Source organism: Mesorhizobium sp. CNPSo 4688 (genome assembly GCF_057784295.1).
On the sequence record NZ_JBWLUY010000001.1, the window covers coordinates 205,530 to 219,702 of the forward strand.

Genomic DNA, 14,173 nt, shown 5'->3' on the forward strand with positions numbered 1-14,173 from the left:
GTCGAACCGTCAGCCGGTAACCATCATTGCCGAGATCTCGGCTTCGGCGGCCTTTGCGCCTTCCACCATGGCCTCGCAGGCGAATTTGAGCAGGTTGCCGCGCATTTTGATTTTCTTGACGTGGATCTTCAGCTGGTCGCCCGGAACGACCGGTTTGCGGAATTTCGCGTTGTCGATGGTCAGGAAATAGACCAGTGACGGCTTTTCCGTGTTGAGGCTGCGAATGCAGATCGCGCCGGCCGTCTGTGCCATGGCCTCGATGATCAGCACGCCTGGCATCACCGGCTGGTCCGGGAAATGGCCCTGGAAATGCGGCTCATTGATGGTCACGTTTTTGATGCCGATAGCCGAATCATTGCCATCGATCTCGACGATTCGATCGATCATCAGGAAGGGATAGCGATGCGGCAAAAGCTTCATCAACCCCAATATATCGACCGCTTCGAGCATCGCCGGCACCATCTCAGCTACTTCCCCCCTCGCCCTGCTTGCGCGTCCTGGCGAGCTTGCGCAGCATGGCGATCTCGCGCATGGCTTCCGCCATCGGCTGCGCCGGATAGCCTCCCCAGATCTCGCCCGCCGGCACGTTGCTCATGAACCCGCTTCTCGCCGCAAGCTTGGCCCCCGATCCTATGGTCAAATGGTCGGCAAGGCCAACGCCGCCGCCCATGGTGACACCATCGCCGACGACGACGGAGCCGGAGATACCCGAAAGCCCGGCTATAATGCAATTGCGACCGATGCGAACGTTATGGGCGATCTGCACCAGATTGTCGATCTTGGTGCCCTGGCCGATGATTGTATCCGACATGGCGCCGCGATCGACTGTCGTGTTCGAGCCGATCTCGACATCGTCCTGGATGATGACGCGGCCGATCTGCGGCACACGCTCGGGCCCTTTGGCACCGCCGACGAAGCCAAACCCGTCCTGGCCAATGCGGGCGCCACCGTGGATGATGACGCGGTTGCCGATCAGGGCATACTGGACGCTCACGCCTGGACCAATATAGCCATCGCGGCCGATCTGGCAGGAGGGGCCGATAACGGCGTGGGGCGCAACGACCGTTCCGCTGCCGATGGAAGCGCGCGGGCCGATGACCGCTCCGGCTTCGATGATCGCGCCGGCCTCGATATGCGCCGAGGCATCGACATGAGCCTGCGGCGAAACCCCGGTTTCGCTGGTCATCGGTCCCGGAGTGGCCGCCGTCGGGAACAGCAGCCGGCCGATCATGGCGAAAGCCTGTTGCGGTCGAGGATGGACCAGAACCGCAATGCCGGCCGGCGCCTTGGCGGCGAATTCGGTGGGACAAAGCACCGCCGCCGCCTTCAGCGACTGCATCAGCGCGAAATTTCGCTTGCCGTCGACGAAGACGAGCGCACCCTCGCCGCCTTCACTGGCTGGCGCCAAGGCGTCGATCGATATGTGGGCAAGGTCGGAATCGACTAGCGCCGCGCCGGTCAGATTCGCGACTTCGCCGGCCGTATACCGGCGTGATGGCGCGAAGAACACCGGATCGGTCATTCCAGAAGCAATATCCAGCTAGGTCGGATCAGTTTCTTCCGGACCCCAACGGCCCGGAAGCATCGTTACCCGAACGTCAGAAGCGGCTCGACATGCCGAAGTTGAATTCCTGCACGTCGTCGGTCGACTCTTTCTTGACCGGGATCGCATAGTCGATGCGGATCGGGCCGAAAGGCGACGACCACAACAAGCCGACACCAACCGAGGCACGCAGCTTCATGTCAGTTGAGACTTGGGTGACACCAGCGGTTTCAATGCTGCTGCCATATAGCGTTGCGGCATCAGCAAACACAGCGCCGCGCAAGCCGAAGCTTTCCGGAATGACCGGCACTGGGAATTGGGCTTCCGCCGACGCATTGAAATAGGTGGTGCCGCCCAGGTGGTCATGCGTAACGGCGTCGGCAGGGCCAATACCGCCGTACTGGAAGCCGCGGATCATGCGGTCGTTGCTCTGGAATTGATCGAAGATACGCAGGCCGTTGTCGCCATAGCCCGCGATATGGCCGGCGCCGCCTGAGATCAGGGCGACCAGATCCAGCTGTTCGGACAGGGTCTGGTAGACAGTGCCACGACCGGTAACCTTGACGAACTTGGCATCACCACCAAGGCCCGCCACTTCCACCGCGCTGGTGGCGTAGATGCCTTCATGCGGGCTCTTCATGTCGTCGATGGTGTTGTAGACCAAGCCGAGGCTGACAGACGATTTGATCCACGGGCTTTCTGCGATCCCTTCCTGAATAGCAGCAGAAACGTCGCATTTCGTGTCGTCATAGACGCCGTTGGTCAAGCAGCCATCATCGTATTTATACTTTTCCTGCGCGATGTTGTACGCCAGCTGCGTCGAGATATTGTCGGTGATCGGCAGACCGAACCGAACAGTCGCGCCGAGCGTCTCGCTGTCGTAGTGCGAGTAGTTGCGGGTCTGCTGGTAGATATCGAAGCCCGCTGCGATGCGTCGTCCGAGGAAATAGGGCTCGGTGAAGGAGAGCGCATAGTCGCGCGAATTCTTGCCGCCGCCGGCCGAGACCTTGATGTACTGGCCGCGACCGAGGAAGTTGCGCTCAGCGATCGATGCTTCGACGGACGGACCTGCGGTCTCGCCACCGGTCGAGTAGCCGGCGCCGATCGAGAACTCGCCGGTCGACTTCTCAACCACGTCAACCACCAGCACGACCTGATCAGGCTCGGAGCCCGGAACAGTCGAAATATCGACTTTATCAAAGTAATCCAATGCTTCCAGGCGCTTCTTCGCGCGCTGGATCAAAACCTGATTGAAGGCGTCGCCTTCGCTGACGTCGAATTCGCGGCGAATGACATAGTCGCGCGTGCGATCATTGCCGCGGATTTCGATGCGCTCGATATAGGCCTTGGTGCCCTGGTCGATCGTATAGACGACCGAAATGGTGTGGTTCTCGAAGTTGCGATCGCCGCGCGGCGTGACCTGGGCGAAGGCATAACCCGAACCCGCGACCTTCTCGGTCAGCGCGATGATCGTGTCCTCGACATCCTTGGCGTTGTAGACGTCGCCCTTGTGGGTCTGAACCACCGATTCCAGCGACTTCGAATCGACTTCCGGAATGGTGCTCTCGACGCTGACATCGCCGAATGTGTAGCGATCGCCTTCCTGCACGGTGATGGTAACAGTGTACTGGTTGGTGGTGTCGTCGAGCTCACCGACAGCGGAAACCACCTGGAAGTCAGCGTAGCCGTGATTGTAGTAGAAGCGACGCAGCGTCTCCTGGTCGGCGCGCAGCTTATCCTCGTCATAGACATCGTCGCGTAGGACAAAAGACAGGAAGCTTGAGCGCTTGGTGGCAATGACGTCGGACAGACGACGGCTCGAATAGGCGCTGTTGCCGACGAAATTGACTGCGGCGATCTTAGTGCGGCCGCCTTCGTTGATGTTGAAGACCACATTCACGCGGTTGTCGCCGAGATCCATGATCTGCGTCGTCACGGCGGCATCGTCACGACCGATGCGCCTGTAGGCGGCCTTCACCGCCTCGACGTCGGAATCCAACGTTGCCTGCGAGAACGTGCCGCGCGGCTTCAACTGCACCGCAATTGCCAGCGCATTGTCCTTGAGCTTCTTGTTGCCCTGAAACAGGACCTGGTTGACCACCTGATATTCAGAAACCTTGACCACCAAGGTCGAGCCGACCTGGTTGATCTGGACGTCCGAGAACAAACCGGTGCCGAACAGCGCCTTGACCGCATCGTCGATATCGGCGCTGGAAAACGCCTTGCCCGGCTTGATGGCGATGTAATTGCGGATGGTGTCGGCCTCGACACGCTGGTTGCCGCTGACCTCGACTCTCGAGACAACGGCCGCCTGCGCAGCAGATGTGGCAACGAACTGCACGGCGAGAGCGCCTGGCACAACCAGAGCGGCGGACATAGCCACCGCGGACGCGGCGCTCAAAAACTTGGATGCTGCCTTCATCGGGCTTTTGTACCTTTTCTCGAAGTCCCCACGGCGAGAAAACCGGACGTGCGGTAATTTCCCCTACCGTATTAACCGGATTTTCCCTACACGCAAGGCTTCTGGTTAATTTGTAATTACTTAACCCTGATGCGTGGCTTTCGCGTCACGCATACCCCCGTGCATGGTAAACGGCGTCTCAACATTGCCGGTGCCGAAGCCGAATTTCTTCATGATTTCAGCACCCAAACAGATCGTTCCAGAAAACGAAGCCCATAAATCCCAGCACCAGAAAGAGGCCGGCCCGGTACCCCATTTCCATCATCCGCTCCGATACCGGACGTCGGAAAACGGCTTCGATGGCGTAGAACAGGAGATGGCCGCCGTCGAGGGGGGGAATCGGCAAAAGGTTCAGAATTCCGATCCCGACTGACAGCAATGCAACAAGTTGCACCAGCCATTCGAAGCCGAGTTTGGCCGCCTGGCCCGACATCTTGGCGATCTTGATCGGACCGCCCAGCTGGCATTTGTCCTCGCGGCCGACAACGAAACGTTGCAGGAAGTGGCCAGTGCCCTGAATGGCCTGCCCCGTCTGCTCAACCGCCGCTCCGAGCGCGCCAATCGGACTGTAGGTGATCACTCTCGGCTGGCCGAGCTCCTTGTTGTTGACGACTCCGATGACGGCCACCTTGGTTTTGTTGCCCAGCGCGTCCTGCTGTTCCATCAACTCCGGCGTCGCGGTGACGGTGATCTCCTTGCCATCGCGCAGCATGGTGAAGGTAAGCGAGTCGCCGGCGCGGCCCTGCACAAGGCGCTGGACGTCGGCGAAGGTCTCAACCTTGCTGCCGTTGACGGCGACGAACCGATCGCCGGGCAAAATGCCGGCCCTTTCCGCCGGGCTACCGGCGGTGACTTGAGCCACCATCGGCTCCAGCACCGGGCGGCCATAGAGAGAAAACATCACGGTGAAGACGGCAATGGTCAAAAGGAAGTTGAACAGCGGCCCGGCAACCACCGTGGCCGCGCGCTTCCAGATCGGCCGTGTGTGGAAGGCAACTTCGCGTTCGGCATCGGTCAGCTTCTCCAGCTCTTCCGTGCCGGGCTGGCTCGACGTGGCGCTCATGTCACCGACGAATTTGACATAGCCGCCAAGCGGTATGGCGCAAAGCTTCCAGCGCGTGCCGTGGCTGTCGTTGAAGCCGAAAAGCTCGGGGCCGAAGCCGATCGAGAAGGCTTTTACGCCGATGCCGCACCAGCGGCCGACGAGGTAGTGGCCCATTTCGTGAACGAAGACGACGACGGTCAGCACGAACAGAAACGGCACCAGCGTGCCGAGGACAAAGCCTTGCGTGCTGAAAAACGCGTGAAGTATCTCGTTCAAGTCGTGCCCTCAAATTCACCCACGGCGAAAAGGTGACGCCGCGACTGTGACATCAATCCAGGCGAATCCGTGGCACGCGCCATTTCTTCGCCGTCAAATGCCGCTCAAGCCGGAAAAAGCCCCTGCGCCGGATGATCGGCGCCCGCCGAAATCCAACCGATGACGTATAGGGCAAAAGCCGCCGCGACAAGCCCATCCACCCTGTCCATGACGCCGCCGTGCCCTGGTATCAACGCGCTGGAATCCTTGCGGCCGTGCCGGCGCTTGACCCAGGATTCGAAGAGGTCGCCAGCCTGGGCGACAATAGACAACACCAACGCGACCAAAGCGAGGACGCCAAGATTGCCGGCCCCGGCGGCGGCAGCCAGAAGCACGCCGGCGACCACGCCGCCGACAGCACCGCCAAGCGCACCGCTCTGCGTCTTGCCGGGTGAAATCGATGGCGCAAGCTTAGGCCCGCCGACGGCGCGGCCAACGAAATACGCAAAGATGTCGGTCGCCCAGACCACGGCGAACAAAAACAGGATCGCGACCAGGCCGGAACGGTCGCCGTCGCGCAATAGCGCCAGCGACAGGCCGGACAGCGCTGCGTAGGCAAGGCCGGCGGCATCCCATTGCGCGGTTCCGCGCATGCGTGCGCCGACCGCCGCAACGACAACCATGGCCAGGACAAGAGACAGCAGCCACGACGCCGGCACGCCGGCGATCAGGGCGCCGACGAAAACCAGAAGCAACGCCTCTGGAACGAATCCGAGGGCCGCACCGGCCGCAGGGCGCGACATGCGCGCCCATTCATAGAAGATGACCGCCGCCATGCCGGCGCAAAGCAAGCGGAACCACAGCCCGCCCAACCAGGTCAGGCCAAGTGCTATTGCAGCCAGCACCAGCGCCGAGACGATGCGAAGCTGAAGATTGTTCATCCCGCCGCCGGTCACGAGGCGGCGACATCTTGGGCGGCGAGCCCGCCGAAGCGGCGCTCGCGACCGGCGAAGTCGCGCAGTGCGTCGGCCAGGTGTTCGCGGCTGAAATCGGGCCAGTAGCAAGGCAGGAAGACCAGTTCGCTGTAGGCTGCCTGCCACAAAAGGAAGTTCGACAGCCGAAGCTCGCCGCTGGTGCGGATGACCAGCTCTGGGTCGGGAATGCCCGCGGTATCGAGGGCGCCGGCAAAAGATTCCGCCGTGATCGCCTCTGCGTCGATCTCGCCGCGCGCTACAGCGGCTGCGAGCTTGCGCGCCGTGCGCACGATCTCGTCGCGCCCGCCATAGTTGAAGGCGATGATAAGCGTCAGCGCTTCATTGCGGGCGGTCAGCGATTCGGCCTCTTCGAGCAGGCCTCTGATGTCCGGCTGCAGCCCTGCCCTGTCGCCGATGATTCTGACGCGCACGCCGCTCTGGTGCAGTTCGGCCAGATCGCGGCGGATGAACAGCTTCAACAGCCCCATCAGGTCGCTGACTTCGGATTTGGGCCGCGACCAGTTTTCCGACGAAAAGGCATAGACGGTCAGGAAGGAAATGCCGAGACCGGGCGCAGCGCGCACTGTCTTGCGCAGCGCCTCGACGCCGGCGCGATGGCCAGCAAGCCGCGGCAAGCCGCGCGCCTTGGCCCAGCGTCCGTTTCCATCCATGATGATCGCGACATGCGCGGGCGTTGCCATGGTCTCGCTTTCGGGCCGGTGTGGGCCGACCCTAAACCTGCATAATTTCAGCTTCCTTATCGGAAAGCAGGTGATCGATCGTGCTGATCGTTTCGTCGGTCAGCTTCTGGACCTGATCGGAGCGCTTGCGCTGATCGTCCTCGCTGATGTCGCCGTCCTTTTCCGCCTTCTTCAAGAAGTCCATGCCGTCGCGGCGGACATGGCGCGCCGCAACGCGGGCGTTCTCGGCGTAGCCGTGCGAAATCTTGACCAGTTCCTTGCGGCGCTGCTCGTTGAGCTCGGGCAGCGGAATCCTGAGATTGGTGCCATCGACGATCGGATTGAAGCCGAGATTGGATTCTCTGATAGCGCGGTCGACGGCGCCGACCATCGACTTATCCCAGACTGAGACCGAAATCATGCGCGGCTCCGGCACCGACACGTTCGCCACCTGGTTGATCGGCATGGTGGTGCCATAGGCCTGGACCTGGATGGCGTCGAGCAGATTGCTGGAGGCGCGGCCGGTGCGCAGCGAAGCCAGGTCGTGCTTGAAGGCTGCGATCGCGCCATCCATGCGCCGCTTGAGGTCGTCGAACTCACCACTCATCTTAGTCTCCTCGACCCGTTTGACCCGGGTTCACTGCTTAGGGCCCGAACAGCCCGCTTTCGAAAAACTGATCCCTTTTCCGGAGAGTATACTCCGGATCACTCGTCGGCGACGATCGTGCAACGGCCGCCGCCCCTCAGAATATCGCCGAAACCACCTTTTTCGTGGATCGAATAGACGATTATCGGGATGTTGTTTTCGCGCGCAAGTGCAATTGCGGCGGTATCCATGATCGAAAGGCCCTTGTTGATGACTTCGGCGTGGCTGATGCGCTCGAAGCGGGTCGCATTAGGATCCTTCTTGGGATCGGCGGAATAAACACCGTCGACCTGGGTGCCCTTGAACAGAGCGTCGGCGCCGATCTCGGCGGCGCGCAAGGCTGCGGCCGAATCGGTGGTGAAAAACGGATTGCCGGTACCGCCGGCGAAAATAACGACCTTGCCCTGGTTCATATAGGCGGTGGCCTGGCGCTGGGAAAAACTCTCGCACAGTTCGGGCATGGCGATCGCCGACAGCACGACGGCATCGACGCCGATCTTGTTCAGCGAGGTGCGCAGCGCCAGCGAGTTGATGACCGTGGCAAGCATGCCCATATGGTCGCCGGTAACGCGGTCGCCACCCTTGGACGCCACCGCCACGCCGCGAAAGATGTTGCCGCCGCCGATGACGACACCAACCTCGATGCCGAGCGCGCGGGCTTCGGCGATATCGGCGGCGATGCGGTCGACGACCGAGACGTCGATGCCGAAATGCTGCTCGCCCATCAACGCTTCGCCCGACGCTTTCAGCAAGACACGTCGATAGAGGGGCTTTGCCGTCATCTGGACCTCGTCATTATTGCGTGTGGCGCGCCTGGACAGGCCACCCTCGCGCGGGCGCCGCCGCTGGCGCGATGCCGAGTTCCGATACACGAAGGGCGCCGCGATGTCACGCGGTGCCCCTCGCCCAATTCGCGTCCTCCGTCGCAGCCTGTCAGTTGCTGGTGATGCTGACGGCGTCGCCTTCGACCAGCAACGGCGGCGCATAGGAAGGCGGCTTGTCGCCGGTCACGGCGCCGCCGGTAACCCGGGCCTGTATTTCGGAGCCGAAATAGGAATACGGGAACGGTGGCGGCGTCTTGCTGACCGTGTCCAGCCGGACGCGAAACTCGGCGGGGATCGTGAAATCCAGCGCCGCCAGATTGTCCTGCAGCTGCGCCAGTTTGGTGGCGCCAAGGATCACCGTAGCGATGCCCGGCTGCGTTGCCACCCAGTTGAGCGCGACCTGGGGCATGCTGCGCCCGAGCTCGGCGGCGACCTTTTCGAGTTCCGCCACGATCGCCCAGTTGCGGTCGGTGAATTTCTGGAACCCCGGATGGGTGGTGTTGCGAAAGCCGTCGAGCCGGCCGGCATTGCCATCGTGCGTCGGTCGATATTTGCCGCTGAGCAGGCCGCTGGCCAGCGGGCTCCACACCATGATGCCGGCGCCATGGCGAGTGCCGAAGGGCACAAACTCATGCTCGATCGAACGCTCGGCCAGCGAATATTCGAGCTGCAGGGCCGACACCTGCTCGTAGCCGCGCCATTCGGCGATCGTTTGCGCGCGGGCAGCATACCAGGCAGGCACGTCGGACAGGCCGACATGGCGAATTTTGCCGGCGCGCACGAGATCATCCATCGTGCGCATGACCTCTTCGGCTGGCGTCAGGCCGTCCCAAACGTGCATGAGATAAAGGTCGATATAGTCGGTGCCTAACCGCTTCAGCGAAGCATCGACGGCGCGCAAGATGTTCTTGCGCCCATTGCCGCCGGCGTTGGGATTGCCAGGGTCCGCGTTGAAGGTGAATTTGGTGGCGATCACCGCCTTGTCGCGCAAGCCGCGCTCGGCGATGAATTCGCCGAGCCAGGTCTCGCTCGTGCCGCCGGTGTAGAGATCGGCAGTGTCGAAGAAATTGCCGCCAGCCTCGACATAGGCGTCGACCATTGTGCGCGCCGTTTCCCTGTCCGCCCCCCAGCCCCATTCGGTGCCGAAGGTCATGGTGCCCAGCGCCAGCCGGCTGACGCGGAGGCCGCTGTTGCCGAGCGTGTAATAGGTCATGGTCATGATGTTTCTTCCGATGCTGATCTGAATGACACCGACTTACTGGCCGGGGGTCGCCTTGACCCAGGGATTGCCGCGCTCATGCGTGGCGCGGAAAATGAAGCCGTCGACTTTCCAGCCGGCGCCGGAGCGGACCAGATGATGCTCATAGGTGCCCCAGACTTCCCACAGCGGTTCGCCATTGCCTTCCATCCGGTTCCAGGCATAGCCGTTGGAAGAGACAGTGGCCGCATCCGCCTCGAGAACCACCTGGTGGTTGGTGCGCAGATGCAGGCTGGTCTTGCTGCCGCGGAGGTTGCCGGCCCAGGTACCGATCAGATCGTCGGAGGGGATGTTGGCCGCGGGCTGTCCCGACAGGCTGCTGAAGTCGACAGTGACACGGTCGGCGAAATAGGAACGGGCAAGCTTCCAGTCCTGCGCATCGACGGCACGGTCAATGGCGTCGGCAATGCGGATGACGGCACGTTCGTCGGCGAGCGCGCGCCAGCCGGACGGCTCGGCGCCGCCCGCATCAGCCGGCGCTAGGGCAAGGCCTGCTGCGAAGGTAACGTGTTTCAAGGCGTTCATGTTTCTTCTCCTCGGTGCATCCGCCCGCCGCCGATGTGTTGGCGACAATATGGCCCACCACGCTGGCCCCGATAAGGTTGCATGATCTGCATGTACTATGCGATATCGTGCATGAATGGATCGGGATCTGCTCAGCCATCTGCCTGTGATCATTGCCGTTGCCCGGCGAGGCGGCTTCGCGCTTGCCGCGGCTGAACTCGGCATGAGTCCATCCGCGGTCAGCCATGCCGTGCGCCTCGTGGAGGAGCGCATCGGTCAGCCGTTGTTTGCACGCACGACGCGCAGCGTTTCATTGACGGAGGCCGGCAAGGCGCTGGTGGAGACGGCGGCCCCTGCCCTTCAGGACATTGCCGAACGGATGGACCGCATCCGCGCCATCAAGGGCCGACCCTCGGGTCTGCTCAGGCTCAACGTCCCCAACATCGCTATTCCGCTTGCCGTCACGCCTGTGGTCGCTGCGATGGCGGAGCGCTATCCGGATGTGACTGTTGAATTGCTCACCGACCAGGGACTCATCGACATTGTCGGCGAAGGTTTCGATGCCGGCATCCGGCTGGGCGAGATGATCGCGCAGGACATGGTCACGGTCCGGCTGACACCACCGTTCAAGGTCGTCATCGTCGCCTCTCCCGCCTATGTCGGCCGGCATGGCCGCCCGCGCAGCGTGGCCGATCTCGCCAATCACAACTGCATCGGCTACCGGCTCGTCCGCTCCGGCGCGCTCTACCGCTGGGACCTGATTGAAGACGGCAAGGATGTCGTGGTTGAGACGAAGGGCAATGTCATCGTTACGGATTCGCTCGCCGCGATCGACCTTGCGCTTGCCGGCGTCGGGCTGACCTATGTGTTCGAGCCGCTGGTGCGCGCGGATCTTGCCGCCGGCCGCCTGGTGCAGATTCTGCCACAGACGGCAATCGAAGAGCCAGGCCTCTTCCTTTACTTCCCGCGCCGGGCGTCGATGGCGCCGAAGCTCAGGGCCTTCATCGATACCGCACAAGAAATCGGCCGGGCATCCTTGCGGACACCCGACCGAGTTGCCTGAGCTGAGAAGCCCCTTTGCAGGGGCTATTTCCAAGGATTATTTCTTCACCGCAGCCGCGACTTCCGCCGCGAAATCGGTCTCTTCCTTTTCGATGCCTTCGCCCAGCGCAAAGCGCAGATAGGCGGAGATCTTGGCCGGAGCGCCGATTTCCTTCTCGGCCTCCTTCAGCGCCTTCTCGACAGTGATGTCGGGATTGAGCACAAAGGCCTGCTTCAGCAGCACGACTTCCTCGTAGAACTTGCGCAGGCGGCCCTCGACCATCTTTTCGATGATCGCTTCCGGCTTGCCGGACTGGCGTGCCTGGTCCGAGAAGATCGCCTTTTCGCGTTCCACCGCAGCCGGATCGATCTGCTCGGCCGTCAGCGCCATTGGGTTGGTGGCGGCGACATGCATGGCGACCTGGCGGCCAAAGGCGTTGGCGGCATGCTCATTGCCCGTGGTTTCGATCGCAACCAGCACGCCGAGCTTGCCAAGGCCGTCGGCGACCGCGTTGTGGACATAGGTCGCGACAGCGCCGTGCGGAACGGTCAGCTTGGCCGAGCGGCGGAAGCCCATGTTCTCGCCGATCGTGCCGACAGCGTCCTTAATGGTGTCAGCAACGGACTTGTCCGAACCCGGGTACTTTGCGGCAGCCACGGCTTCGGTCGTGCCATAGGCGAGTGCAACCTTGGCAACGTTGGCGACGATTTCCTGGAAAGCAGCGTTGCGGGCGACGAAGTCGGTTTCGGAATTGACTTCGACGACAGCAGCCTCGCGCACGCCATTGTCGACACCGATCAGGCCCTCTGCCGCAGTGCGGCCGGCCTTCTTGTCGGCCTTGGAGATGCCCTTCTTGCGCAGCCAGTCGACGGCCTCTTCCATGTTGCCGTTGGTCTCGGTCAACGCCGCCTTGCAGTCCATCATGCCCGCGCCCGTCAAGTCGCGGAGTTCTTTGACCTGTGCAGCCGAAATGCTCATTGTCGCCTCTTTGTTTTAAATGCACCGACGCACCACCGGTACTCGGTGATGCGTCCGTTTAGCGTGCCAAAATATTAGAAAGATGAAGGCCGGACCGGCCTCCGCTATCAGGCTTCCGGGGTCTCGGCCGCCGGGGTCGGATCCAGCGCCGGTTCGACCGGAGCTTCGACCGAGGCACCGATGTCGACGCCGAGCGCGCCCTGCTGGCGAGCGATCCCGTCGATGGCAGCCTTGGCGATCAGGTCGCAATAGAGCTGGATGGCGCGCGCCGCGTCGTCATTGCCGGGGATCGGGAAGTCGATCTTGTCCGGATCGCAGTTCGAATCGATGATGGCGACGACCGGGATGCCTAGGCGCTTGGCCTCGAGGATGGCAATCGCTTCCTTGTTGGTGTCAATGACGAACATCAGGTCGGGCGTCGAGCCCATGTCCTTGATGCCGCCGAGCGCCTTGTCGAGCTTCTCGCGCTCGCGGTCGAGGTTCAGGCGTTCCTTCTTGGTCAGGCCCTGGGCCTCACCAGCCAGCATCTCGTCGAGCTTGCGCAGGCGCTGGATCGAATTCGAGATCGTCTTCCAGTTGGTCAGCATGCCGCCGAGCCAACGCGAGTTGACGTAGTACTGAGCCGAACGCTGCGCCGCGTCAGCGACGATGTCCGACGCCTGGCGCTTGGTGCCGACGAACAGCACGCGGCCGCCCTTGGCGACGGTGTCCGAAACCTGCTTCAGCGCCTGGTGCAGCAAAGGCACCGTCTGCGAGAGGTCGATGATGTGGATGTTGTTGCGGGCGCCGTAGATGTAGGGCGCCATCTTCGGGTTCCAGCGGTGGGTCTGGTGGCCGAAGTGAATGCCAGCTTCCAAAAGCTGGCGCATGCTGAAATCAGGCAGTGCCATTCTTAGTTCCTTTCCGGTTAGCCTCCACGGACACAGGCATTTTTGGACTTTGTCCTCGAACGCCACCGGAGGTTTCAGCCGGATTTCTCCCGGGCAGACACCAAAGTCCGTGTGTGGAATGAGCGCGCATATAGAGGGGAAGTGCTACAAACGCAAGCGGTGAGGCGCTTTACCGCTCAGCGTGCGGCAATCAGTGCTCCGGTGCCGATCATGGCGCTACCGGCGAACCGGTTCATCAGCCGCATGCGTTTGGGCGTCCTGAACCAGCCGGATGCCCTGCCCGCCAGCGCGGCGTAGGTGCCCATGGTGAGGATGTTGACGCTGACGACGACGGCCACCACCAGCAGGCCATCGGCAAATGTCATGGTGTCGAGGTTGAGGATCAGCGGCATGATCGAAGCATGGAACAAAATCGCCTTCGGGTTGCCGAGCGCAACGGAGGCGCCAAGCAGGAACGACCGCGACAATCTGGTTTGAGGCAGGCCCTGCGCGGTCGATTGCGCGGCCGCGGCCCGCCACATCTTGAGGCCGAGAAAGATCAGGTAGGCCGCACCGGCATATTTCAAGGCTAGAAACACCCATTCGAAAGTCTGGGCCAGCGCCATCAGTCCGAGCAGGGCCAGGGTGACCAACACCGCGTCCCCGGCAGCGATGCCAACGCCGGCGACGACGGCTCGCAGGAAGCCACGCGACACGCCATTGGTGATAACCGTGAACATCGCCGGACCCGGCGTCGCAGCGGCAAGCGTGATGGCAAGGCAGTAGGCCAGGAATGCCGTTAAAGTCACGATCGGCCCTTTCCGTTGGGTACCCGCACGCGCCGGAAGATCGCGACGATCTCCTCGCGGCTGCATTCGATGGCGCCGAGCCGCACCGCGCGGTCGCGCTCGAAGCCGGTTATGTCATAGTGCGGCGCCGATGTCTTGGGCGGACCCTGGTAGGACGAACGCTTGACGCCAAGCACGGCGGCGAAACGATGCAGCTCGTCGGTATCGTCGGCCATCAGGTGGCACCAGCGATGACCGGCCCACTTCCAGATCGCCGCATCGACATAGACTGCCATTGGCACCGCC

The 14,173-nt window shown here is 62.3% G+C and carries 15 protein-coding genes; 1 reads left to right on the forward strand and 14 read right to left on the reverse strand.

Translation table 11 applies throughout. The annotated features are described in order from the left end of the window. Window positions 1–9: 9 nt before the first annotated feature. The 10 genes from fabZ to AC04SH_RS01145 all read right to left on the reverse strand — a co-directional run bounded on the left by fabZ (window position 10) and on the right by AC04SH_RS01145 (window position 10,211). The gene (gene fabZ, locus AC04SH_RS01100) at window positions 10–462 is read right to left on the reverse strand and encodes a 3-hydroxyacyl-ACP dehydratase FabZ (protein ID WP_488573611.1); all 453 of its coding nucleotides are present in this window, start codon (window positions 460–462) and stop codon (window positions 10–12) included. 1 nt (window position 463) lies between these two features. Then, window positions 464–1,522 carry a UDP-3-O-(3-hydroxymyristoyl)glucosamine N-acyltransferase gene (gene lpxD / locus AC04SH_RS01105; protein ID WP_488573612.1) on the reverse strand — a complete coding sequence of 353 codons (1,059 nt, stop codon included), beginning with the start codon at window positions 1,520–1,522 and terminating at the stop codon, window positions 464–466. 76 nt (window positions 1,523–1,598) lie between these two features. Next, a complete protein-coding gene (gene bamA, locus AC04SH_RS01110; protein ID WP_488573613.1) occupies window positions 1,599–3,965 on the reverse strand; it encodes an outer membrane protein assembly factor BamA in 2,367 nt (788 codons plus the stop codon). Window positions 3,966–4,182: 217 nt separating this feature from the next. Next, window positions 4,183–5,325, reverse strand: coding sequence for an RIP metalloprotease RseP (rseP, locus tag AC04SH_RS01115; protein WP_488573614.1), 1,143 nt, complete (start codon window positions 5,323–5,325; stop codon window positions 4,183–4,185). A 104-nt stretch (window positions 5,326–5,429) separates the two neighbouring features. Beyond that, window positions 5,430–6,245, reverse strand: coding sequence for a phosphatidate cytidylyltransferase (locus tag AC04SH_RS01120; protein WP_488573615.1), 816 nt, complete (start codon window positions 6,243–6,245; stop codon window positions 5,430–5,432). 11 nt (window positions 6,246–6,256) lie between these two features. Beyond that, window positions 6,257–7,030 carry an isoprenyl transferase gene (locus AC04SH_RS01125; protein ID WP_488573888.1) on the reverse strand — a complete coding sequence of 258 codons (774 nt, stop codon included), beginning with the start codon at window positions 7,028–7,030 and terminating at the stop codon, window positions 6,257–6,259. Then, window positions 7,011–7,565 carry a ribosome recycling factor gene (frr, locus tag AC04SH_RS01130; RefSeq protein ID WP_112561637.1) on the reverse strand — a complete coding sequence of 185 codons (555 nt, stop codon included), beginning with the start codon at window positions 7,563–7,565 and terminating at the stop codon, window positions 7,011–7,013. The genes AC04SH_RS01125 and frr overlap by 20 nt, the downstream gene beginning before the upstream one ends. 98 nt (window positions 7,566–7,663) lie before the next feature. After that, window positions 7,664–8,386 (reverse strand): UMP kinase, encoded by a 723-nt coding sequence (gene pyrH, locus AC04SH_RS01135; protein ID WP_023671026.1) that lies wholly within the window; start codon window positions 8,384–8,386, stop codon window positions 7,664–7,666. 151 nt (window positions 8,387–8,537) lie between these two features. Beyond that, window positions 8,538–9,647: an aldo/keto reductase gene (locus AC04SH_RS01140; protein WP_488573616.1), complete on the reverse strand. Its 1,110-nt coding sequence runs from the start codon at window positions 9,645–9,647 to the stop codon at window positions 8,538–8,540. 36 nt (window positions 9,648–9,683) lie between these two features. Further along, window positions 9,684–10,211, reverse strand: a complete 528-nt coding sequence (locus tag AC04SH_RS01145; RefSeq protein ID WP_488573617.1) for a nuclear transport factor 2 family protein — start codon at window positions 10,209–10,211, stop codon at window positions 9,684–9,686. A 115-nt stretch (window positions 10,212–10,326) separates the two neighbouring features. On the opposite strand from AC04SH_RS01145, the gene AC04SH_RS01150 reads away from it, so the two are divergent. Next, window positions 10,327–11,253 carry a LysR family transcriptional regulator gene (locus AC04SH_RS01150; RefSeq protein ID WP_488573618.1) on the forward strand — a complete coding sequence of 309 codons (927 nt, stop codon included), beginning with the start codon at window positions 10,327–10,329 and terminating at the stop codon, window positions 11,251–11,253. Window positions 11,254–11,289: 36 nt separating this feature from the next. Here AC04SH_RS01150 and tsf read toward each other — a convergent pair whose 3' ends face one another. The 4 genes from tsf to AC04SH_RS01170 all read right to left on the reverse strand — a co-directional run bounded on the left by tsf (window position 11,290) and on the right by AC04SH_RS01170 (window position 14,163). After that, window positions 11,290–12,210, reverse strand: a complete 921-nt coding sequence (gene tsf / locus AC04SH_RS01155) for a translation elongation factor Ts (protein WP_488573619.1) — start codon at window positions 12,208–12,210, stop codon at window positions 11,290–11,292. Window positions 12,211–12,317: 107 nt separating this feature from the next. Further along, window positions 12,318–13,100, reverse strand: coding sequence for a 30S ribosomal protein S2 (gene rpsB, locus AC04SH_RS01160; RefSeq protein WP_142865747.1), 783 nt, complete (start codon window positions 13,098–13,100; stop codon window positions 12,318–12,320). A gap of 176 nt (window positions 13,101–13,276) precedes the next feature. Beyond that, entirely contained in the window at window positions 13,277–13,888 is a 612-nt protein-coding gene (locus tag AC04SH_RS01165) for a LysE family translocator (protein WP_488573620.1), read from the reverse strand. Beyond that, entirely contained in the window at window positions 13,885–14,163 is a 279-nt protein-coding gene (locus AC04SH_RS01170) for a DUF4031 domain-containing protein (RefSeq protein WP_112561631.1), read from the reverse strand. Before AC04SH_RS01170 ends, AC04SH_RS01165 begins: the two co-directional genes overlap by 4 nt. Window positions 14,164–14,173 lie beyond the last annotated feature (10 nt).